General features: G+C 64.5%; 22 protein-coding genes, 1 tRNA gene and 1 pseudogene. 10 read left to right on the forward strand and 14 right to left on the reverse strand.

What is annotated here, in order from left to right; all coding sequences use genetic code 11:
* Window positions 1-89 precede the first annotated feature (89 nt).
* Complete coding sequence (locus ACFWVD_RS22680) at window positions 90-491, reverse strand: hypothetical protein (RefSeq protein ID WP_379245860.1); 402 nt, start codon at window positions 489-491, stop codon at window positions 90-92.
* A gap of 89 nt (window positions 492-580) precedes the next feature.
* On the opposite strand from ACFWVD_RS22680, the gene ACFWVD_RS22685 reads away from it, so the two are divergent.
* Complete coding sequence (locus ACFWVD_RS22685; RefSeq protein ID WP_379245862.1) at window positions 581-733, forward strand: hypothetical protein; 153 nt, start codon at window positions 581-583, stop codon at window positions 731-733.
* Window positions 734-746: 13 nt separating this feature from the next.
* Here ACFWVD_RS22685 and ACFWVD_RS22690 read toward each other — a convergent pair whose 3' ends face one another.
* Together ACFWVD_RS22690 and ACFWVD_RS22695 are read right to left on the reverse strand one after the other, a co-directional pair.
* Window positions 747-1421 (reverse strand): response regulator, encoded by a 675-nt coding sequence (locus tag ACFWVD_RS22690; RefSeq protein ID WP_379245864.1) that lies wholly within the window; start codon window positions 1419-1421, stop codon window positions 747-749.
* Complete coding sequence (locus ACFWVD_RS22695) at window positions 1418-3244, reverse strand: sensor histidine kinase (RefSeq protein WP_379245866.1); 1827 nt, start codon at window positions 3242-3244, stop codon at window positions 1418-1420. Before ACFWVD_RS22695 ends, ACFWVD_RS22690 begins: the two co-directional genes overlap by 4 nt.
* Window positions 3245-3592: 348 nt before the next feature.
* On the opposite strand from ACFWVD_RS22695, the gene ACFWVD_RS22700 reads away from it, so the two are divergent.
* Window positions 3593-3937, forward strand: coding sequence for a DUF732 domain-containing protein (locus tag ACFWVD_RS22700; protein ID WP_379245868.1), 345 nt, complete (start codon window positions 3593-3595; stop codon window positions 3935-3937).
* Between the two features lie 252 nt (window positions 3938-4189).
* Here the strand turns inward: ACFWVD_RS22700 and ACFWVD_RS22705 are convergent, their stop codons facing one another.
* The gene (locus ACFWVD_RS22705; RefSeq protein WP_379245869.1) at window positions 4190-4435 is read right to left on the reverse strand and encodes a hypothetical protein; all 246 of its coding nucleotides are present in this window, start codon (window positions 4433-4435) and stop codon (window positions 4190-4192) included.
* Window positions 4436-4647: 212 nt separating this feature from the next.
* On the opposite strand from ACFWVD_RS22705, the gene ACFWVD_RS22710 reads away from it, so the two are divergent.
* Window positions 4648-4720: transfer RNA gene (locus ACFWVD_RS22710), tRNA-Asn, on the forward strand.
* A gap of 110 nt (window positions 4721-4830) precedes the next feature.
* Here the strand turns inward: ACFWVD_RS22710 and ACFWVD_RS22715 are convergent.
* Both ACFWVD_RS22715 and ACFWVD_RS22720 read right to left on the reverse strand, forming a co-directional pair.
* Window positions 4831-5022 carry a hypothetical protein gene (locus ACFWVD_RS22715; protein WP_379245870.1) on the reverse strand — a complete coding sequence of 64 codons (192 nt, stop codon included), beginning with the start codon at window positions 5020-5022 and terminating at the stop codon, window positions 4831-4833.
* Between the two features lie 44 nt (window positions 5023-5066).
* Window positions 5067-5294 carry a hypothetical protein gene (locus tag ACFWVD_RS22720; RefSeq protein ID WP_379245872.1) on the reverse strand — a complete coding sequence of 76 codons (228 nt, stop codon included), beginning with the start codon at window positions 5292-5294 and terminating at the stop codon, window positions 5067-5069.
* A gap of 704 nt (window positions 5295-5998) precedes the next feature.
* On the opposite strand from ACFWVD_RS22720, the gene ACFWVD_RS22725 reads away from it, so the two are divergent.
* Window positions 5999-7240: a hypothetical protein gene (locus tag ACFWVD_RS22725; protein WP_379245874.1), complete on the forward strand. Its 1242-nt coding sequence runs from the start codon at window positions 5999-6001 to the stop codon at window positions 7238-7240.
* 23 nt (window positions 7241-7263) lie between these two features.
* Window positions 7264-9117, forward strand: a complete 1854-nt coding sequence (locus tag ACFWVD_RS22730; protein WP_379245876.1) for an LppP/LprE family lipoprotein — start codon at window positions 7264-7266, stop codon at window positions 9115-9117.
* Window positions 9118-9486: 369 nt separating this feature from the next.
* Here the strand turns inward: ACFWVD_RS22730 and ACFWVD_RS22735 are convergent.
* Window positions 9487-10011 (reverse strand): annotated as a pseudogene (locus tag ACFWVD_RS22735) (transposase); the annotation flags it as partial.
* Window positions 10010-10255 carry a DUF433 domain-containing protein gene (locus ACFWVD_RS22740; protein WP_379246082.1) on the reverse strand — a complete coding sequence of 82 codons (246 nt, stop codon included), beginning with the start codon at window positions 10253-10255 and terminating at the stop codon, window positions 10010-10012. The pseudogene ACFWVD_RS22735 and the gene ACFWVD_RS22740, both read right to left, overlap by 2 nt.
* A gap of 123 nt (window positions 10256-10378) precedes the next feature.
* Here ACFWVD_RS22740 and ACFWVD_RS22745 point away from each other — a divergent pair, with 123 nt between their 5' ends.
* Complete coding sequence (locus ACFWVD_RS22745; protein ID WP_379245878.1) at window positions 10379-10714, forward strand: hypothetical protein; 336 nt, start codon at window positions 10379-10381, stop codon at window positions 10712-10714.
* Between the two features lie 108 nt (window positions 10715-10822).
* On the opposite strand, the gene ACFWVD_RS22750 is transcribed toward ACFWVD_RS22745, so the two are convergent.
* The 4 genes from ACFWVD_RS22750 to ACFWVD_RS22765 are packed head-to-tail and all read right to left on the reverse strand — an operon-like array spanning window position 10823 to window position 14950.
* The gene (locus ACFWVD_RS22750) at window positions 10823-11140 is read right to left on the reverse strand and encodes a hypothetical protein (protein WP_379245879.1); all 318 of its coding nucleotides are present in this window, start codon (window positions 11138-11140) and stop codon (window positions 10823-10825) included.
* Between the two features lie 25 nt (window positions 11141-11165).
* Window positions 11166-13091 (reverse strand): DNA primase, encoded by a 1926-nt coding sequence (dnaG, locus tag ACFWVD_RS22755; RefSeq protein ID WP_379245881.1) that lies wholly within the window; start codon window positions 13089-13091, stop codon window positions 11166-11168.
* A gap of 25 nt (window positions 13092-13116) precedes the next feature.
* Complete coding sequence (locus ACFWVD_RS22760) at window positions 13117-14370, reverse strand: deoxyguanosinetriphosphate triphosphohydrolase (RefSeq protein ID WP_379245883.1); 1254 nt, start codon at window positions 14368-14370, stop codon at window positions 13117-13119.
* 1 nt (window position 14371) lies between these two features.
* Window positions 14372-14950, reverse strand: coding sequence for a YdcF family protein (locus ACFWVD_RS22765; RefSeq protein ID WP_379246084.1), 579 nt, complete (start codon window positions 14948-14950; stop codon window positions 14372-14374).
* Window positions 14951-15198: 248 nt separating this feature from the next.
* On the opposite strand from ACFWVD_RS22765, the gene ACFWVD_RS22770 reads away from it, so the two are divergent.
* Together ACFWVD_RS22770 and ACFWVD_RS22775 are read left to right on the forward strand one after the other, a co-directional pair.
* Window positions 15199-15411 carry a DUF2945 domain-containing protein gene (locus ACFWVD_RS22770; RefSeq protein ID WP_379245885.1) on the forward strand — a complete coding sequence of 71 codons (213 nt, stop codon included), beginning with the start codon at window positions 15199-15201 and terminating at the stop codon, window positions 15409-15411.
* Entirely contained in the window at window positions 15408-15689 is a 282-nt protein-coding gene (locus tag ACFWVD_RS22775; RefSeq protein ID WP_379245887.1) for an MGMT family protein, read from the forward strand. The genes ACFWVD_RS22770 and ACFWVD_RS22775 overlap by 4 nt, the downstream gene beginning before the upstream one ends.
* A 1-nt stretch (window position 15690) precedes the next feature.
* Here the strand turns inward: ACFWVD_RS22775 and ACFWVD_RS22780 are convergent, their stop codons facing one another.
* On the reverse strand, window positions 15691-16368 hold the full coding sequence (locus ACFWVD_RS22780; protein ID WP_379245889.1) for an MBL fold metallo-hydrolase: 678 nt from the start codon (window positions 16366-16368) through the stop codon (window positions 15691-15693).
* A gap of 69 nt (window positions 16369-16437) precedes the next feature.
* On the opposite strand from ACFWVD_RS22780, the gene ACFWVD_RS22785 reads away from it, so the two are divergent.
* Together ACFWVD_RS22785 and ACFWVD_RS22790 are read left to right on the forward strand one after the other, a co-directional pair.
* On the forward strand, window positions 16438-18417 hold the full coding sequence (locus ACFWVD_RS22785; RefSeq protein WP_379245891.1) for a TPM domain-containing protein: 1980 nt from the start codon (window positions 16438-16440) through the stop codon (window positions 18415-18417).
* 79 nt (window positions 18418-18496) lie between these two features.
* The gene (locus ACFWVD_RS22790; RefSeq protein WP_379245893.1) at window positions 18497-18967 is read left to right on the forward strand and encodes a GyrI-like domain-containing protein; all 471 of its coding nucleotides are present in this window, start codon (window positions 18497-18499) and stop codon (window positions 18965-18967) included.
* On the opposite strand, the gene ACFWVD_RS22795 is transcribed toward ACFWVD_RS22790, so the two are convergent.
* Window positions 18964-20310, reverse strand: a complete 1347-nt coding sequence (locus tag ACFWVD_RS22795; RefSeq protein WP_379245895.1) for an acyltransferase — start codon at window positions 20308-20310, stop codon at window positions 18964-18966. The two genes, ACFWVD_RS22790 and ACFWVD_RS22795, sit on opposite strands and share 4 nt — an antisense overlap.
* Window positions 20311-20514: the final 204 nt, after the last annotated feature.

Genomic DNA, 20514 nt, shown 5'->3' on the forward strand with positions numbered 1-20514 from the left:
ACGAACCTGCCAGGCCTCGGTCGACATGTTCATCGGCCCTTCTCGTGTTTATCCATGCTTCGATGCGTCGGCACTCACCGACGCCGCGTCTAGCCGTAGTAGGCGAAGTTGCAGGTCGGGTTGGGTTCGTTCTTGACCGACAGCAGCATGCCGTTCATGGTGATCGTGCAACCCGACGCACCCTGGGCTGTCACCGTGGTCGGGACCTTGTCGTAGACCGGGTAGTCCTTCGTCCACGGCAGCGTCACATCGGTCGCGGTCTGTTCGGCCGCGCCATTGATCGAGTAGCGGATCGTGACCGGCCCGGTGCCACCGGTCACCGTCATTGTCGCCGTACCGACCTGCGGCCCAGTAGGTTTCGCGGCCTCAGCCGCCTTGCCGGTCGTTGACGCCGGTGCCGGAACGGCGGTGCCCGAGGTCGAGCATCCGGTCACCACCGCCGCGGCCACAGCCACACTCGCGAACAGGGCGGCACTTCTGCGCAGGGACATGGCGGCACACTATCGCGGCAGCCCGAAACCCACATCCACTACGCTCGGTGAAACCGCAGCTCAGGTAAATCACTACAAGGGGGAAAACCATGGCTGATCCACACCCGAACACCGGCGCCGTCCCGATGCCGCTGTTCAGCTCCGAGCACCACAACGACACCGGCACCGAAACCGCCGAACCCCAGTCCAGCAACCAGATGCCGACCTTCCTGGCGGCTGTGGTCCATCCAGACAACCCGTGACCGCACGCCAGGTTCATCCTGGAGGTTGAGTCGACCGCTCCTTGAGGTAGACCAGTACGGCACGCACCCGCCGGTCGTCGTCGGGTTGGATCTGCAGACCGAGCTTGTCGAATATGCGCATGACGTGGCTCTCGACAGTGCGTTTGGTGCAGCCGATGGCACGAGAGATCGCCAGGTTGGACTTGCCTTCGGCCATCGCCGAGAGGACCTCCCGCTCCCGATGCGTCAACTCGTCGATCGCGTGGCGGCCGCGACGCGGACGCTGTAGCAGCAGCGAGACCAACGACGGCTCGATCGCGATGCCACCCGCCGCGACCTGGTGCAGCGCCCCGATGAACGCCGACACGTCCGCGCAGCGGTCCTTGAGCATGTACCCGATGCCCGTGGCGCCGCCACCGAGTAGGTGCACGGCTTCCTCGGTTTCGACGTGCGCGGACAGCAACATCACCGAAGTCCGTGGGAACATCGCTCTGATCTCTACGGCGGCGTCCAAGCCCTCGGTTCGGTGATTGGGCGGCATGCGAATGTCGACAATGGCCAGGTCGGGATCGTGGATACCGACCAGGTCGAACAGGGCGTCGGCGTCGCCGACCTCGCCGACAACCTCGATACCCTCGTGTTCGAGCAGGTGTCGAAGTCCGGTGCGGAACAGCACTTCATCGTCGGCGAGGACTGCGCGCAACGTCATTTTCGGTCCTCCTCGTCGTTGAACGGCAGCATCGCGACCAGGGTCGTGCCTACTCCCGCAGGGCTTTCCATCCGCAGCGAGCCCCCGACCGCACCGGCCCGGTCGATCAACCCGTCGAGTCCGCCACCCCTGCTGACCGTCGCTCCACCGCAGCCGTTGTCCCGAATCGTCACCACCAACTCCGCCCCCCTGCGCTCGATGGTGATGTGCACGAACTCGGCGCCGGAATGCTTGCACGCATTGGTAATCGCCTCCGCGGCGATGTAGTAGGCCGCGAGTTCGCTTGCCCCGCATGGACGTTCATCGAGGGAACTGGCCAGTTCGAGCGGAAGCGCACTGCGTTCGGCCAACGAGTTCAACGCCGCAACCAGTCCGTAGTCGGTCAGCGTGGCCGGATAGACCCCGCGGGCGAGCTCGCGCAATCCGTGCAGTGCCGTACGCGCGGCAACGACACCCGCGTCGAGGTGAATGCGCAGGTCATCGCTGTCGACCGACTGTTGCGCCCTGCCGAGTTGCAGTATCGCGGTGACAAGTAGCTGTTGGGCACCGTCGTGTAGGTCGCGGCCGATCCGCTGACGATGAATGTCGCCGGCGTGCACGATGCGCGCACGGGATTGCCGCACTTCGATGAGTCGCTGTTGCAGTTCGCTCTGCATACGTTCGTGTTCGAGCGCGAGCCCGGCGGCCACCCGCACCGCGGCACGAACCTCCCGCTGCGCCATCAAGGTCTTATCGTGCAACACCGCGCCGACCCGATTGCCCGCCCAGTCCACCAGGGTGACTCGCCTGCCTCGCGGCACCGGTTCCAGACAGCGCCGACCACCGCTGCTGTCGGAGTAGGTGTCAGCGACATTGTCGTAGGTCCACAATTCGAGGGTCGGGTCGCGCACGACGCGCCGCAGCGACTCGAGAAACCCATCGGTGACCGGCGTCGAACCCAACTCGGTCAGCGCGGAATGGACCGCGCCGTGCGTATGTCGATAGCGCCGCGCGATCACGATGAACACGAACGGCAACAGCACCACGCACGGATTGCGGAATCGCAGCACCCAATCTCCCGGCAGTACCCGGAGTTGGACAGTCGCGAACAATGCGAACGCGAGCACTCCGAAGCCGATCAGCGTGCTCAGGACTATCGGCGTGAAATCGGAGCGGTACGTGCGGGTTCCGGCAATCCACCGGGCCAGCACGGTGCACGCCAACATGACCGCGAATACGAGCATGGTGGCACCCACGGTGAGCTGAATCGTATGAGCCAACTCCGGCCGATGATCGATGAGCAGCAAATTCTGTGAGGTCGAGCCTGCTTCGATGAAGGCGATCCGTGGGTCGAAGAACAACCATTCACTCACCACCCCCACGGTGGCCAGTAGCCAGCACAGGCCGACGAAGACCCGTTCCCACGTCCGACGAAGGTGACCAGAGGGGTAGCCCAGGACAAGATGCACGACAATCGGTATCGCCAGATTGGTGAGTACGACACCCGCGGTGAACAGCAATGGCACATCGGATCTGCGTACCAAGCAGGCTAGCGAAAGCAGACCCGCCGCAACCATCATCTGACCGGTCGCGTGCTGCGGTCGCCGCTTCCACACCTCTAGTCCGGCGGCGACGGTGGCCAATGAAGTCGCCACCGTCACAACGAGTTCGAGGATCGAGAAGGGCGGCAGATAGTTTGCCTGATCAGCCACGAGGGCCTCCAACGGGCCCATCGACAGCGCACGCGCAGGGTCGCCCAGAGCGGCGTCCGACCAGTCGATGCCGACCACACCGATCACGGTGAGGACAGCGGTCACCGACGACACGACCGCGACTCGCCCCATGCCCCGCCCCCCGTTCGCCGGAAGGCCCAGGATATCGCGAGACATGGTGCGGGGAGCTCGATCTCGCTGCACAAGGTCGGTCGACGGCCAAAATTCTCCAATCCGACCAGTCGGTGCGGTCACCTCTGGTGAATCTGCTGCGCTTTCGATGCTAACGGCGCTGCGACGCAACGTAATCCGGGCATACACGCAATCTCGACCTCCGTGCGTACACGTAGACGGCCGTGTGCGCACGCACGCACCTCTCGGTGAATTTCCCAATAGAGGGAATGACTCGCGATCCGTACCGTAATTGAGGACAGCGAAATTCACGGACTGTCGATCATCCTCAGATACAAAGGAATTCCGATGACATTCATTTCTCAGTCCCTCAAAGTGGCCTTTGCCGCCGTCGCCATTTCTGCCGGCCTTTCCGTCGGAGCGGTCCAAGCCGCACCGTCGACCGGATCGAGTTCGGGGTCTGCGGTTTCGGCAGATCAGGCGTTCTTGAACGATCTGTCCGCCAATGGCGTCAGCACCGGAAATGCCAGTTCCGCGCTCGTCGTCGACGCCGCCCACACGGTCTGCGCTGCCCTGCGCACCGGCCAGTCGCGCTGGTCGGTCACCTACGACCTGGCATCGGGTGGAATGAACTGGAACCAGGCGAGCAAATTCGTCGCACTGTCGGCAAAGCATTACTGCCCCGCGTACTGATCAACGTTTCGACAGAATCTGCTCGGCGGCTCGTGGGGTTCCGCCGAGCAGATTCGCACACTATCTCGACCCGATCGGGCAGCGCGGTATCGACGTAAGCACCGATAGCGACGTCGCCGACTTGCACTACTCGGCAGCCAACGAAGCGAAACATCGCAATCAGCCCGGGTTTACCGCGAGATCGTCCTCGCGACGCTGGATACCGCGCGAGCACTGTGACAGGGTCAGTGGCCGACCCCGGTCGAACTCAGCTCAGCGGCGCAGCTGGTTGTGCGGAATCAGGACCGTGGTGCGCTCGTCGATCGGCTCCATCGGTTCCAGCTTCGGCTGCGTGCTCAACTTGTCCGACAGCTTCTGCCGGCCCACCGACACCAGCTTCCTGGTCACCGGGCTACCCGCGACCGCCCGCGACGCCGCAGAGATCTGCTCGTAGCGCGCCCGACCGGCCTTTGTGCCCAGCACATAACCGGCCGCTACGCCGATGATCAACCGCAGCATCTCCTGAAGCTCCTCCCACGTCTGTGTGCGCGCTCCATCCTGCCCCAGCGGCCCCGCCCGTGTCGATCCGGCCACTGTTCGACTCACACATCGTTACACGCCGCATGTGCGCAGGTAGCGCCCCGATTTGGGTTCCCGCGACACGATGCGCTAAAGTTTCATCTCGGTCAGCCCGCCAAGGCAGACCGCCTGAGTCTAACCACTCAGGGCAATCCCCTATAGCTCAATTGGCAGAGCAGCCGACTGTTAATCGGCAGGTTTCTGGTTCGAGTCCAGATGGGGGAGCATAAAGATCCCCTGACCAGGTGAAATGGTCAGGGGATTTTTTCGTTTATCCCGTATCTTCGGGTCATCACCAAGAAGACCCCAAGAATTCGCCACCGAGAACGTCGTTGTCAGCCCGACGTACCGAACCCCAGCTCCAACGCGGCCGAGGAATCTGGCGCCAGTTCCGGCGACGCGATGTAGTGCCGTTCGGTGACCGCTTCTCGGGAGTGCCCCGGCTGCTTGGCGGCGGTCTTCGAATCCGACGTCTCGGCGATCAGCGTCGCGACCGCTTTCCGGAACGTGTACTGCGTGACATCCACCGACCCCTTGCAGGCGTCTACCCGACGTCAACGACCTCGCAAGCTCAACCCGTACAGTACAAGGTGCCGCGGGCGTTCCGCCATGTCCGATTGAAGTTGTTCGGATCGCGCAGCACTCCGCCCCGACCGGGAAACACGAGCGGGACCTTGTCTTCGACCTGCACCACGCTGGCACCCACCTCGCGCAGCGCCTTCACCGCGCACATCCGTCCACAGGTCGGGCTGTCGCGTAGCCGCTTCAGCATCTCGATCGTGAACCACGGCAGCGCCACTGCCCGATGCCCGGCATCGGACTTCGCCTACTCCTGCCGGAACAACCCCTTTCTTACCGCTGAGCGTGCGCCGAACGCGTCCCGCGGATACCGGCTGCTCTGCCTGTGCCGGAAGGCAACGAGACCTATTGCGGACACCCTGTTCACATCGAGGCGGTGGCCGCGACATCTCGCCGTGCGTAGCGCAAGTCCGACGGTCGGTCCCATGGCCACCGCTATTCGTTGCTTCATGTAGACCGCGCCGCGCAACGGTATCGCCTAGTCCTGGCTGTCGTCGACCGAACGGCAGCGACTACGAACGTGGGCGCCGATGCCGGTTACCTGACGTGCGACGCCTCAGTCGCCGACTTGGTTGGACTCCCGACGTGCGCGGCGGCGATAGCCTCCGCTTCCCCACTGCCGCACGGACAACCGTCGTGATCAGCGCGATGATCGCCGCAAGGAGTTGCGCCGATCCACCACAAACAAGCTCGATCCAGTCGTTCATTTCCATCCAATGCTCGTGATCTTCGAGGTGAAACCTGATGGAAGAAGGCTTGCAAGCCGCGGCAACTGTCCGACAGGGCCAGACAGGCACGAGTTACTTCACGCAGGTCAGAGCCTGTTGTCCGGCCTCGGACAGACATCGGACACGTCGTCCGGTCGCAAGCTATAGTGACTCCGGCGTCAGGACTTGATCAGTCGGTGGGGGTGTGGGGGAAGAGATGGACAACGACGCGTCGGATGCTGCCCGGAATAGGCTGTCGGGCATCACCTCGCAGAAGCAGTTCGGCGAAGCATTGTGCTCGGCGCGCGCCGCTGCGGACCTATCAACCCGGGCCTTGGAGAAGCTAGGCCGCGGCGCGCTCAATAGGACCCTCATTTCGGACATGGAGCACGGCCACCGGATCTTCAGCGAAGACGATGGACGACTCGAGTTGTTCCTGTCGCTCTGCGGAGTGTCCGCTGACGAGCTAGCCGAGTGGCAGCGCGTAGGCCGGGAAGTCCACGGAATCCCCCATCCGGTTGCCGCTGAGACCGCATTGCCCAACAGTCCCAACGTTGGATCGGATCAGCCCACCGAAATCCGACCCAAGTCGAAGCGAATCGCGTACCTCGTGCTCGCGATCAGCACGGCACTGCTATGTTCGGCGATCGTCGGTGGAGTGAACGCGATGACCCCGGCGTCTACCCCACCAACGTCCATGTACCAGACGCCACCGGAACCAGGGTTTCGTACGATTTCAGGAGACCCAGCCACCGCCGAGGCCGCTCCCCTGACGGTGACCGTGACGACACCACTACGCAGCGGAGCAAGCGTGGGCAGGTTCGCACTTCCCGCTGCATTGGACCTTGACGCCGCGGGCCTCGCAACGTTCAACTATGAAGTCATCAACTCCGATGCGTTGCACCGCTGGCAAGAAGACAACACCGCAACGCCAGTCTCCCGTGGGACGACAAGTCTGACGGTGGTAAACACATGGAACGAACCCATCCGCATCATCAGAATGACGGCGGTCAAGGAGTGCGACAAGCCACTTCGCGGGACGTATTTTCGCCCGCCCGCTGAAGGCGGTGGCCCAGAATCCAATATCTTGCTGGGCGTCGATCTCGATGCTGCGGACGGCATCTTCCAGGAGATGTACTACACGGCAGACGGCTTCCGCCCCTCCGGGCCAGATTATTTCGAGAAGAACACCGTCACACTGGAGCCGGGCCAAGGCCAGTCCTTCACAATCGGGGCATTCGTAACGAACTTCAGCTGCTCCTTCAAGATCCGAACATTCGTAGCCAGCAAGAACTCGACGGTGTACCAGGACATCGACTTCCACGGCCAACCGTTTCGGGTCACCGGCCTCGCTGAACCGAAGACGGTCGAGAATCCCTACTCCGGATATGAGGCCATGTACATACCGGACCATTCCCGGATGTGGGTACGCCATGACCCTCGGACTGCGGTGAAATGATCCGGCGGTTAATCGGCGTGGCGATGTCCATTCTAATCGTTCTGGCCACTTTGGTGAGCGTTGTCTCCGATGCGTCCATTCCTAGGTGGATGATCCCAGCTGGTGAATCACGCGGATTTTCGTATGCCACGCCCAGCCAGTTCGTCGTGATCCGAGATGGCGCCGTACTGGCAACCGCTTTTGGCGTCTTCCGTCACGACGACCCGGTCGCATGGACCAACAGCGGCGACTTTGTTGCATTCGTTTCGAATCCTCCGCAGGCGTACGCCGAAAGTAGAGAGCTTGTCTACATTGACGCGAACTCTGGTGCAGAACAACGCCTACCGTGCACTGGATGCACGGAACTTATCCCCTTCGAACGCAATTCGATCGTCGCAACTCAGACGCACCTCGGGCGGCAAACGGGGTTCATGCGGTTCGACCTGGCGGCCCCAGCGCCGGGGGTGAAGATCGATGTCGGCGACCCAGTCACGACCAGCCTGGAATCCGGCAGCAATTTTCGACTGCTGACAACCCAGACCTCGCCGGGGTCGTACATGTCGCGACTTAGCTTCATTTCGACCCCGACCTACACGCAGAGCCTGATCGAGACGATTCCCCGGACACTCGTAACCCATTCCGCAACAGCACCTTCTGGTGAACGGATGGGCGAAAAGTTCCTATATGGCGGAGACGCACCAAACAGCAGCGGCAGGTGCGATTCCCGTCCGTTGATCTCATTCATCGTCGGCGACGGTTCACCGCGCATGACCGATGTCTCCACTGCCGGACCCCTTGGCTTCGGCACCGACCGCCAGAGCGCACTCCGGCTTGACGACGTCTGGTCAGGTCCAGACGGACGCTTCCACGCCACCTTCACCGAGCGGAGATGCACCGGAGAAGCTCAGGAAGTCGGCGAAAGTCGACCTACCGTCCAGATCTCACCCACACGCGATCCTGATCCGAACTTGTACCGAGAACCCGCTCTCTGGACACTCGATGAGGACTCCTTGCGGTGGATACCGGAGCATGGCGCACCCGCAGCCCGCATGACCCGCTACCTAGGTAGTGGCGAGGCGATCCAGCTCCGCTCACCCAGCTGCGAGATCGATCCGACCGCATGTCGGCGTGGAAATCTGTATCACAGTGACGGCACTGGCGACTACCTGGTCGCCACCAACGTCATGACAATCGCGGCCCAGCCGAAAAGCTGGGCACCCGCAGAGACTTCGTGCCCAATCGAGGTCCCGGGGGTCGGGATCGCCGATGTCGTCAGCCGGCGGGGGGACGTCGACTGCGAGCGTGCGAAACGTATCCACGCAGAGTACGAATACGGCCACCTCCCCAGGTCCGGAAATGCAGAGCACGCCGGGACATCCGAGTGGCATTGTTCCTCCCCCACGGTTGGGCGCCGCGCCTCTACCGGAATCATCGTCGCGTGCCAGAGCCCACCGACCGAGGCCCTAGCCTGGGAGTTCGACATAGTCGCGGCCACCTGCGGCACCGACCTATGGTCCCCGCTCATCAACGCTGCAATCACAATGCTGCCAATCGAGCCAACCACTCGTGCCTCATGGTCCAGGGATCCTCGCACCTTTGAGGGAAACTACGACCCCTGCAAACCGCTTTCCGCGGTAGTCGTCACTATCGATGGGGCGACAGGCAGCTCCCCTGATCAAGTCCTCCTCTTCCGCAAGGGTGTATTCCTCGGCACCGCCACTCCCGAGTCTCATGGATTCACTTCGCTGGACTTCCAGCAGACAACAGATGACACGGTCGCCCTCCTGTACAAGGTCCCTGGCACCTGCAACGCCTGCTCAGACGCCACCTACTTCTCCGTCGAGATGCATTGGAACGGCAGCGGCCTCGATGCCCGAGGAACACCACCCCCAAACTGAGCCGGAGTCAGACCCACAACGATGAACACCGGAATCCGGCCCACCGCACCTGAATTGCCGCTGTGAGCCTGAAGGCTTATCTGCGAGACAGTCAGCACCTATAGCGACAGTCCGATACCTCGAATACCTCTACCCGCGCCCGGGCAGCGGGGTCGTCGCACAGGCTTGTCAGCTGTTTTGCGACCGTCCTGGCTGCAGCAAGCGATCTTTCGCCTTATAGGCCCCCGCTGCTCGCCACCCACGGCCGACGAACGCTCCTGTGGCAGAGCATATCTTGTTCGGTTGCTATGACATTGGGAGGCCATCATCGGCCGAGACTCACAAGACACCTGTCTGCGACGGCGAGTCGGATGAGCTTGCCGCGGCAGCTCAGAGGGATACATGACCAGGAACGGGACTGCTGCACGATCCGGTGACAGCGGTCAGGCAGCCCGAAGGGGCTGCTGGGGTCATGATGGTCTCGTATTCGATGGGGGTCAATTTGCCGAGCCGAGTCTGACGTCGACAACGGTGGTAGGTCCGCTCGATCCAGGTCACGATCGCGATCCGCAACTCCTCACGAGTTGCCCACGGCCGACGATCGAGAACATTCTTTTGCAGCAACGCGAAGAATGACTGCATTGCGGCGTTGTCCCCGCACGCGCCAACCAGGCCCATCGATCCGACGATCGCGTGTTTGTTCAAGGCCCGCACGAACTTTCGCGATCGAAATTGCGACCCACGATCGCTGTGAACAACACAACCAGCGACGTGGTCACCGGCCGCGCCGCGCCTGGCCACCGCTGAGCCAAGTGCATCGACAGCGAGGCGGGCCTTCATTCGCGAGTCGATCGAGTAGCCCACGATCCGGTTCGAGAACACGTCCTTGATCGCGCACAGATACAGCTTGCCTTCACCGATAGTCGTCGAGGATTTCCTCGGCGCTCATGCCCGAAGCCATCATTTCCAGGATGTTCTGCACTGGGATCCGTAGCCCGCGCACGACCGGCTGACCATGGCAGATCTGCGGATCAGAGGTGATGCGATCGAGGCGGGACATAGGGACCATCGTAGCCTCGGCGATGAGATCGCTGCCAGCAATTGCCGCTGGCAGGGGCCGCTGCCCGGGCGGTGCCCTGTTTGTCGGGGCCAGCAGCATCACTGAGCGGGGTTGTCAGGACTTCCACCGCCGACTTCAGGATGATCACGGCGGGGCGTGCGCATTCCCTATTCGTTCGTCCTGTTGGGTCAATAGTCTCGAACCCGTTGAAGGACAGTAAAAATGCCGGACAGTCACGAACCCGCAGTGCGCTACTTCGCATTGATCGATGACGAGAGAGGCCACCCTGATGGTCAGCGTGCGCGGCGGGTCACCGGGCTTGTGCGCCGAACCGCCACCCAACCTGCGCCGACCGACGAAGCGCTTGGCAGGGACTTCGAATGGGGTTCCACCGAGTACCTGCAGCGCTTCACGCCCGGAACAGACGAGTCTCACGAAGAGATCTGCGCCGAGTCAGCCGAGCGATTGATAGAGAGTTGGCGAGCCTCGAGGGCGAGCCACAAGACCGAGCGCGAGCGCCCCGAGCCGAACCCACCCACCGACGAGGCACAAAGCTGATCAGGCCGTTGGATCGGTAGGCAGCGAGCGCCGTCAGCCCCTCACAGCAACTATCCGCGACACTGCGAACATCAACAGCTCGACGCTATCTCGGCCGTTCGCGTCGGTTCATGCCGTCAGCAGCGCTACCAAAGGCAGCGCCGTAATGACTACCAGCAGCGCCACCATGATCCTGATCAGTCGGGCTCGGCTCGCGCCTGGGGCGACGATGAACGGCGCGGAAACCGCGACTACCGCTGCGGTGGGCACCGAGAGAACAGTGCCGAACAATAGTTGGTAGCCGTGGGGGTCTGTCAGCGGATCGGTGGACAGTCGGGAATGGAGCACGATGTACACGCATTGCAGCCAGAAAAAGCCTGCCGCACCGGCGACGAGGAGGGCAGACACGGCGACCGGTATGCGCCGCGATTCCTTCGGTCTGACCATTCTTCGGTGAGCACGATCCATCCGCTCAGGCCCCCGCCGCGTACCCTTCGTTCCCCATAGCCTGCGCAGCAAGGCTCTTGCGGTACTGCTCCAGCGCCACCAGGTCGCCGAACAGCGTCATGTAGGCCTCGGGTTCCTCGCTGGCGGAGAGTCGCTGCAGCTTGGATTTGAGCTCGGCTATCTGGCGGCCTACCCAGGCTTCCTGGGTGCGGGCGAGGATGCCGGTGATGAAGCGGGGGGTGTCGTTCTGGGTGCGGACGGGCAGTTGTTCGTTGGCCAGTTCGGAGACCAGGGCGCGGATCATCAGGTCGTCGGTGTGGTCGGCCACGGCGGCTACCCATTCGGCGCCGCTCAGGCCCGCTGCGGTGCCGCCTGCTTGGGCGATCATGATGCGCACGGCCACGTAGGCGGGGTGGGTGAACGCGGCGGCGTCGATGGCGTCGAAGGCTACGCCCGCGATGCCGGGGTATTGCAGTGCGGCGCTGAGGGATTGGCGTTGCGCGTACAGGACCGGGTCGTTGGGGGCGGGGCGCACCGAGGAGCTTTCCTCCACGCGGGGGGCGGGGGCAGCCGATGCGCCGGTTTTCAGCGGCGTGGCAGTGTTGCCGCCCATCCGGTTCTTCTTGGCTTCCTCACCGACCCGGCGCACGACCAGCTGGATGTCGTCCCAGCCGACCCAACCGGCCAGTTTGGTCGCGTACCCCTTGCGGGTGGCGTTGTCCTTGATCTGGGCCACCACGGGCACCGTGCGACGCAACGCTTCGACACGGCCCTCGACATCGTCGAGATTGTGTTCGGCGAGCAGTCCACGAATCACGAACTCGTACAACGGAGTTCGACGCGCGACCAGATCGCGTACGGCACTGTCGCCGGAGCGCTGACGCAGCTCGCACGGGTCCTGACCGTCGGGCGCGATGGCGATATAGGTCTGTCCGGCCAGTCGCTGATCGCCACTGAAAGCCTTCAGAGCGGCGGCTTGACCGGCGGCGTCACCGTCGAAGGTGTAGATGATCTCGCCGCGCCAGAAGTTGTCGTCCATCAGAAGCCTGCGCAACACCTGCATGTGCTCTTCACCAAAAGCGGTGCCGCAGGACGCAACTGCGGTTTTCACCCCGGCCAGGTGCATGGCCATGACGTCGGTGTACCCCTCGACGACCACCGCCTGGTGCCCCTTGGAGATGTCACGCTTGGCGTGGTCGAGACCGAACAGCACCTGAGACTTCTTGTACAGCAACGTCTCCGGGGTGTTCACGTACTTGCCGGGCATGGTGTCGTCGTCGAACAGTTTGCGCGCGCCGAACCCGATCACCTCGCCGCCGAGATTGCGGATCGGCCACAGCAGCCGCCGATGGAACCGGTCGATCGGACCGCGCTTGCCCTGCTTGGACAGCCCGGCCGCTTCCAGCTCCTTGAACTCGAAACCCAAGCGCTGCAAGTGTTTTGTGAGCCCGTCCCACCCCGCGGGCGCGTAACCGCAACCGAACTGCTGCCAGGACGCGGCGTCGAAATTGCGGTCGGTCAGGTATTTGCGGGCGGTTTCGGCCTCGGGCTCGTGCAGTAATGCCGCGTAGAACTCCTGCGCGGCGGCGTTCGCGGCGACCAGCCGGGAGCGGGTGCCGCGGTCGCGCTGCACCGAGGTGCCGCCGCCCTCGTAGTTGATCTGGTAGCCGATGCGGTCGGCCATCTGCTCGACGGCCTCGACGAAACCGATGTGTTCCATCTGCTGCAGGAACTTGTAGACGTCGCCGCCCTCACCGCAGCCGAAGCAGTGGAAAAGCCCGTGGTTGGGTCGCACGTGGAACGACGGCGATTTCTCGTCGTGGAACGGGCACAGACCTTTGATCGAGTCGGCACCCGCGCGCTTGAGCGCCACATACTCACCGACTACATCTTCGATCCGGACACGTTCACGGATCGCCGCGATATCGCGATCTGGGATTCGTCCGGCCACGGTGAGCGAGTCTAGTCGGGTCTGCTCAGCGGCAGTCCAGCGAGGCGGCGACCCGTTCGAAGCGGCTCTCGGTGTAGGAGGCGATCTGGTCGGTCACCACGCGCACGCGGGCGGCCTCGGTGGTGGCGGCGTTGAACCAGGGCAGCATCTGGTCGTCCAGGTGGGCGGGCGCGGTGGTGAGCAGGCGGTCGGCCACGGCCTGCACGCGTTCGCGCTGGGTCTGCTGACGGGCCAGGTGGCCACGGTCGGAGCGCACGTAGCGCAGGGCCATGGTCTTGAGCACGGCGACCTCGGCGGCCACGACCGGCGGCACGATCAGGTCGGCTTCGTAGCGGCGCAGCGGGACCTCGCCGTAGCGTTCGTGGGTGGCCGAGATGGCGGCGGTGGCGAAGCGGCCGACCAGTTCGCTGGTGAGGCGTTTCAGCGCCACCGAGGAGGCGAAGCTGCCGTCGTAGTGCACCGCGTCGGCCACGATGTCGAGCTCGGACAGTCGCTGCGCGGCGGCGGCCAGCGCGTCGATCGACTGGTCGGGGTGCTGGCCGTGGCCCTGTTCGGCAAGCGCCGCCTGTTCGCTGGGGTCGGCCAGTGCGCGCAGGTCGATGCGGCCCACGATCACGCCGTCCTCCACGTCGTGCACCGAGTAGGCGACGTCGTCGGACCAGTCCATGATCTGGCATTCCAGGCTCTGCTTGCGGTCGGGCGCGTCCTTGCGGACCCATGCCAGACGTTCGAGATCGTCCTCGTAGGCGCCGAATTTGGTGCCGGAACCGCTTCTGCCCCACGGGTATTTGAGGGTCGCGTCCAGGGCGGCGCGAGTCAGGTTGAGCCCGAAGCTGTTTCCGTCGGCGTCGAGGATCTTGGGTTCCAGGCCGGTCAGGATGCGCAGGTTCTGGGCGTTGCCTTCGAAACCGCCGTACGCGTCGGCGAATTCGTCCAGCGCGCGTTCGCCGTTGTGACCGTAGGGCGGGTGGCCGATGTCGTGGGCCAGCCCGGCCAGGTCGACCAGGTCGGGATCGGCACCGACACCGTCGGCGATGCTGCGGCCGATCTGGGCGACTTCGAGCGAATGGGTCAGCCGGGTGCGCGGGGTGTCACCTTCGCGCGGGCCCATGACCTGGGTTTTGTCGGCCAGTCGACGCAACGCCGCGCAGTGCAGCACGCGGGCGCGATCGCGGGAGAACTCGCTGCGGTGCCCCTTGCCCGCGGCGCCGGGCCACGCGGTCTTGCCGGGCTCGTGGACCATGCGTTCCTGGTCGTGCGCGGTATAGGTTTCGGTCATCTCACTGTCCCGCCTCGTAAGGGAAGTCTGCCGAGAAATGAGTGAGCTGATACCACAGCAGCGCACCGGTTTCGCGGGCGATGCCATGGAATTGCGACTCCCTCGTGTAGACGGCCGGCCCCGTGCGAGTGGGTGCGGTCCACGCGTGCAGGCCGGCATCGCGAGCCATCGTCCTTGTCCGCAGTGAATGCCACGGATCGCTGACGAGTACGGCCGATGACATGTCGCGCTCCTGCATCGCCGCGGCGACCGCTTCGATGCTGCGCAGGGTGTCGGAGCCGGTTTCCACGGCGATGATGTTCTCGCTCGGAACGCCCTTGTCCTCCAAATACTGTTTGCCCGAAGCGGCTTCGGTGTAAAGGTCGCCCTCCTGCTTGCCGCCGACGGTGATCACCGTGGGCGCGACACCGTTCTCGTACAGTCGCCACGCCTGGTACAGCCGCGCCTCGAACACCGACGACGGCGTGCCCGAATATTGCGCCGCGCCCAGCACCACGATCGCGTTCGCGGGCGTGTAGTCGTCGATCCGCGCGACCTGCCACACCCGAAACGCCGTCCCGGCGACCAGCACCAACCCCATCAGCACCGCACCCGCGATCAACCGGACGAACCACACCGAGACCGTCGAAACCAGCCCGCGCGGATGCCTGACATCCGGGGCGGGCGCTGACGTTCGCGAGAAACCCGACTTCACGTTTGTCAGTCTGCCAGGTCGGTCCGACGCGTCGCGTGGTCTGCGGTCACCGCCGGGTTCCGGTCCGGTGAACGTGCCCTGCGACGCGACTACACTGGGCTGTCCTTGCGGGTCCGTACGTCGAAGAGGACGAGATGGCACAGCAATTCGCGGTGGGTGACCATGTTCGATGGAATTCCGAGGCGGGGCACGTGTCGGGGGTCATCATCGACAAACACACCCATGACGTGGACTTCCACGGGTACACCCATCACTGCTCACCCGACGATCCGCAGTATTCGATCAAAAGCGACAAAACAGACCATATCGCCCTGCATAAGGGCGGCGCGCTGACGAAGTTGCCATGAGTGTTGTCGATCATGTGCGCGAGGTGGTGACATCGATTCCGGCCGGTCGGGTCGCCACCTACGGGGACATCGGGAAGCAGATCGGCGCGGGGCCGCGGCAGGTGGGGCGGGCCATGAGCGTGCTCGGTGACGATGTGCCGTGGTGGCGGGTGGTGTATGCCGACGGCAAGGCGGCGACCTGCCACGACGGCGGGGCCTTGGCGTTATTGCTCGCCGAAGGCACTCCCCTGGTCGGCGACAGGATCGATCTGCGCCGAGCCAGGGCCACGTTGGGCTGATTCACCAGCCGCGCGCACGCCATTCGGGCAGGTCCGCGCGGTCGGCGCCGAGGGTGGTGTCGTCGCCGTGGCCGGGGTGCACGACGGTGTCGTCGGGGTAGGCGTCGAACAGTTTCGTGGTGACGTCGGACAGCAGGGTGTCGAAGTCGGCGGGGCTGTGGGTTTTGCCTACGCCACCGGGGAAAAGCGAGTCGCCGGTGAACAGGTGGGTGTGGCCTTCGGTGTCGGTCAGCGCCAGCGCGATCGAGCCCGGGGTGTGGCCGCGCAGGTGGATGACGTGCAGGGTCAGGTCGCCGATGGCGATGGTGTCGCCGTCTTCGATGCGGCGGTCGGGGCGGACCGGGATGTGGTCAGCGTCGAGGGTGTGGGCGGCGGTGGGCACGTCGAGGGTCTTGGCGACCTCGGTCAATGCCTGCCAGTGGTCGGGGTGGCGGTGGGTGGTGACGATCTGCTCGACCTGGCCGGGGGTTTCGAGCGCGGTGAGTTCGATGATGCTCTCGGCGTCGTTGGCGGCGTCGATGAGCACGGTGGCGCCGGTGTCGGTGCTCTGGATCAGGTAGGTGTTGTTGTCCATCGGGCCCACCGACATCTTCACGATCCGGGCACCGGGGACATCGAGCTGCTGGGCGTTTCCGCCGGGGGTGACGTGACCGGTGTACTGGCGATCGACTGAGACCATGGGGTCGATCGTAGAAGCCACGCGCCGCGATGTCGTGTTCGTGTCGGTGGGGACCGTTAGATTCGACACATGCCGCTGTCGCGTTCGGCCCCACGTTCGGTTTCCGTGCTCTGTGCGGTGTTCGCCGTGTTGAGTCTGCTGTGCGCGCCCGCTGCGGTGGCCGAGCCGCCGCAGCGGATGGGGCCGCAGGTGGTCGATGCCGCGAACGTGCTCGACGGGGGCGACGAGCAACGGGTGCTCGATGCGGTCGACACCCTGTATCGCGATCACCAGGTCAAGTTGTGGGTGATCTATGTGCGCACGTTCGGGTCGCTGTCGGCGCGGGATTGGTCCGCGCGCACGTTCGAGCTGTCGGGGTTCAGCGAACGCGATCTGCTGTTGGCGGTGGCTATCGACGATCGCGGGTATTGGCTGGACGGCAACCTTCCCGAGGGCGTGACCGATTCGGAGATGGACTCGGTGTTCGCGAGTTCGGTGGAACCGGCTCTGCGCGACCAGAAATGGGCGCAGGCCGCGGTCGCTACCGCCGAGGGGATCGGTTCGGAGATGAAGGGCAGCAGCGTGCCGTGGGGTGTGCTGATTCTCCTCGGACTCGGGGTGATCGTGGTGGCCGGTGGGTTGATGTTGTTCTCGCGCAAGCGACGTGGTGATCGCGATCGTGCGGAGCTGGCTACCGCACGGGACTTGGATCCGACCGATTCCGGTGCGTTGGCTCGTCTTTCGTTGCCGACGCTGCAGGCGTTGTCGCGGGAACGACTGGTCGAGATCGACGATGCGGTGCGTACCAGTGCCGAGGAATTGACGTTGGCTACCAGTGAATTCGGTGAGACCGCGGTGACCCCGTTCCGATCAGCGCTCGATGCCGCTCGTGCCGCCACCGCGAAGGCGTTCACCATTCGCCAGCAACTCGACGATTCGATTCCGGAGACGCCGGATCAGCAGCGCGCGATGCTCATCGAATTGATCGCGACCACCGGCAAGGCCGATCGCGAACTCAACGCGCAGGTCACCGATTTCGACGCCATGCGCGATCTACTGATCGGGGCGCCCGCTCGATTGGACGGTCTCACGCGCGACATCATCGAGCTGACTGCCCGGATGCCGGATTCCGGAGCTGAACTGGCGCGGCTCAATTCGACCTATCCCCCGTCGGTGATCGCCCCGATTCACGACAACGTACGAATGGCTACGGAGCGAATAACCTTCGCCGAGAACAACATCGACAGTGCGCATGCCGCACTCGCTCAGCCGGTCGGGCAGCAGGGGGCGGCGGTTGCGGCGATCCGTGCGGCGGAGGGCGCCATCGGTCAAGCCAAAACCTTGCTCGATGCGGTCGACCAGGCGGCGACCAATATCCAGCAGGCCCGCGATGGTTTGCCCGCTGCCCTCGACGAACTGCGCGCCGACCTCACCTCGGCCGCCGGTCTCACCGAATTCGGCGGGCCTGATCTGGCCGCAGCGGTCACGTCCGCCACTGCTGCCCTGAATGCCACGAACGCGGACAGCGATCCGCTGGGCGCGTTCCACAACGCGGTCACCGCCGATGCCGAGCTGGACCGAGCCATCGCCGCGGCCTCGGATCGCAAACTGGCCGTGGAGGATTTGCGACGCCGACTCGATCGCACGCTCACCGACGCCACCACTCGCATCGACGCCGCGTCCTCGTTCATCACCACTCGCCGCGGCGGTGTCGACGCGGAATCGCGCACCCGGTTATCGGAAGCGCAACGTCACCTCGACGAGGCACGTTCGCTGGCCGAGAGCGACCCCGCACGCGCACTGGTCAGCGCACAGACGGCCGCGGATCTGGGTGGGCGGGCGCTGCAGCAGGCGCAGGCCAGCGTGCGGGCGTGGGAATCGCGCCAGCCGATGACCGGCGGGGGTGGCTCGCAGACCGGGGCGGTGCTGGGTGGGATTCTGCTGAACGAGGTTCTGCGTGGCGCGATGGGCGGTTCGCGGGGCGGCGGTTCGCGGGGCGGGGGCTATCGGCCGGGTTCTTATGGCGGGTCGTCGGGCTCGCGTCGAGTCAGCCGCGGCGGCCGATTCTGACGCGGGATCAATGTGTCCGATCTTCGAAAAAGCTTGTAGTGCCGAGCATTCAGCCTTTACCAACTAATCAGGAGGCGTCATGTCCGAGGATGTAACGATCAAGTCGGTGCCAGCGGTTCGCGTGGCCGAAATGTCCAGTTGGGCTGCGGGGTTCGGACCACACGCGATCAGTCCCGTGATCGGGCCGCTGTTCAGCGACCTGTCGGATCGACTGGAGAAGGCCGGGATTCCGATCGCGGGCCCGGCGATCGCCTGGTACGAACGGCGCGACGACGGGACCGTGGGCGTGCACGCGTGCGTGCCCGTGGACGTGGAACCCGATGCGGCACCGGACTTTTCGATCGTCGAACTGCCCGCGCTCGACCAGGTGGCGGCCTCGGTCTTTCACGGGAATGTGAGCGGGATCGGGTTGGCGTGGGAAGCGCTGGAACGCTGGGTGAAGGACAACGGTTATAGCGCCGACGCCCCCTGCCGCGAGGTCACCCTGACGTGGACGCCCGACCCCAACGGCTGGGTGACCGAACTGCAGCAGCCCGTCGCGCGGCGTTAAGCGGTCGCGGCTTCCTGGCCTGCTGGTGACCAGCTCAACTCAGCGGCCACCGCGTCCAACAGTTCGGACGCGAGTGCGCCGCCGCCGAGTCGGCCGATGGTCAACCTGCCGAGGTAGGTGTACACGAGGAAGGTGACGGCCGCGGACGCCCCCGTCGACGGGCGGGGGTGCGCGGACAGGTACACGATCTCGTAGTCATCGAGGATCAGGCCGGCGGGCGCGCGGAAGGTGGGCACCGTTCCGGTGTTGGTCACCGCGATGTGACCCGACGTGCTGTGGATTCGATGCGGGCCGTAGAAGTCCGGGAAGTGCAGCACGGACTGTTCGATCACCCCGTCGGCCAGGTCGTTGTGCAGGCTGGTGCCGATCCGACGGGCGAGCCCGACCAGATCCTCGGTGTCGGCGGCGTCCGCGACGTAAGCGGCCAGGCCCGCCAAGTTGGTGCCCGCCTCCGCGGCCACCGGCGGGTCTAATCGCCTGCGCAGATCGACCGGGTACACGCACGAAACCTGGTCCGCGCCGGACAGTTCGGCATACGCCCGCAACACCGCAGCAGTGACCAACCCGTTCACACTCACCGCGTGCGCGCGTGCTATCTCGAGCACCCGCGCGGTAGCGACCGGATCCAGCTGAACACGCTCGGGCCGAGCCAGCGTCGGCTGCGCGGGTTCGGTTCGCTCGGTCGCGGGCTGTTCGGCGACAGCAAGCGGACGGGTCACCAACTCGAGCCCCGACCGCTCCCCACGCCCGATCCCCCGCTCCGCCAACAACGCCTCCAGCGACACCGGATATTCCGACCGAGCCCGTCCGTGAGCCGGACTGTTTATCGCACCGGTCCCCGCCTTCGTCCCGCCGGCATCCGAATAGTCCGCCTCCGTCGGGATCACGATGGACCCGGTCTCCGCGTACTCGGTATAGAACTCCCACAACCGCGAGAACAGCTCGACACAGTGCCCCGCATCAGCAACGCTGTGATGCACGAACAACGTCACCCGAGCCCGATCCTCTTCGGCCAGAACCACATCCAGATAGGCCAGCTGATCACCGGGATCCACCGACTCGGCCGGAATCGGCACCACGTCGGGATCCCCGAAACTCACCCACGCCCCCACGGCCTCGATGTGCCCGGGCCGCAACAGAATCCCGTTCTCGTCGTCGTCCTCGACGATCCGGCACACCAGAATCGGAAACGCCCGCTGCAACGCCGCGAACGCCGCCCCCAGCGCCGCCGCGTCGACTTCCCCGCGCACCGTCACCGACCGCCCGGTGTACGTGGCATGCCGAACAAATCGTTGCTCCGACGGGTCGAGCACCCGCACCACGTCTTCCGGTTCCCACAGCACAACGAAAATCGTGAGGCAAGCGACCCGCCAACGCAAACCGTCAGCTATGCACTGTGATCAACGCAGCTCGATCAAGATCACCAGGCTCTCCGGGATTTTCCTTCTCGGCCGATGTTTGCGTCAGAGCCTGGTGATCAACCGTCCAGACCGCTGACACGAAAGAGCCCGTACCGAGTGACCGGTACGGGCTCTTCACAGCCGGGA

It is taken from the genome of Nocardia sp. NPDC058666, assembly GCF_042714895.1.
GTDB lineage: Bacteria > Actinomycetota > Actinomycetes > Mycobacteriales > Mycobacteriaceae > Nocardia.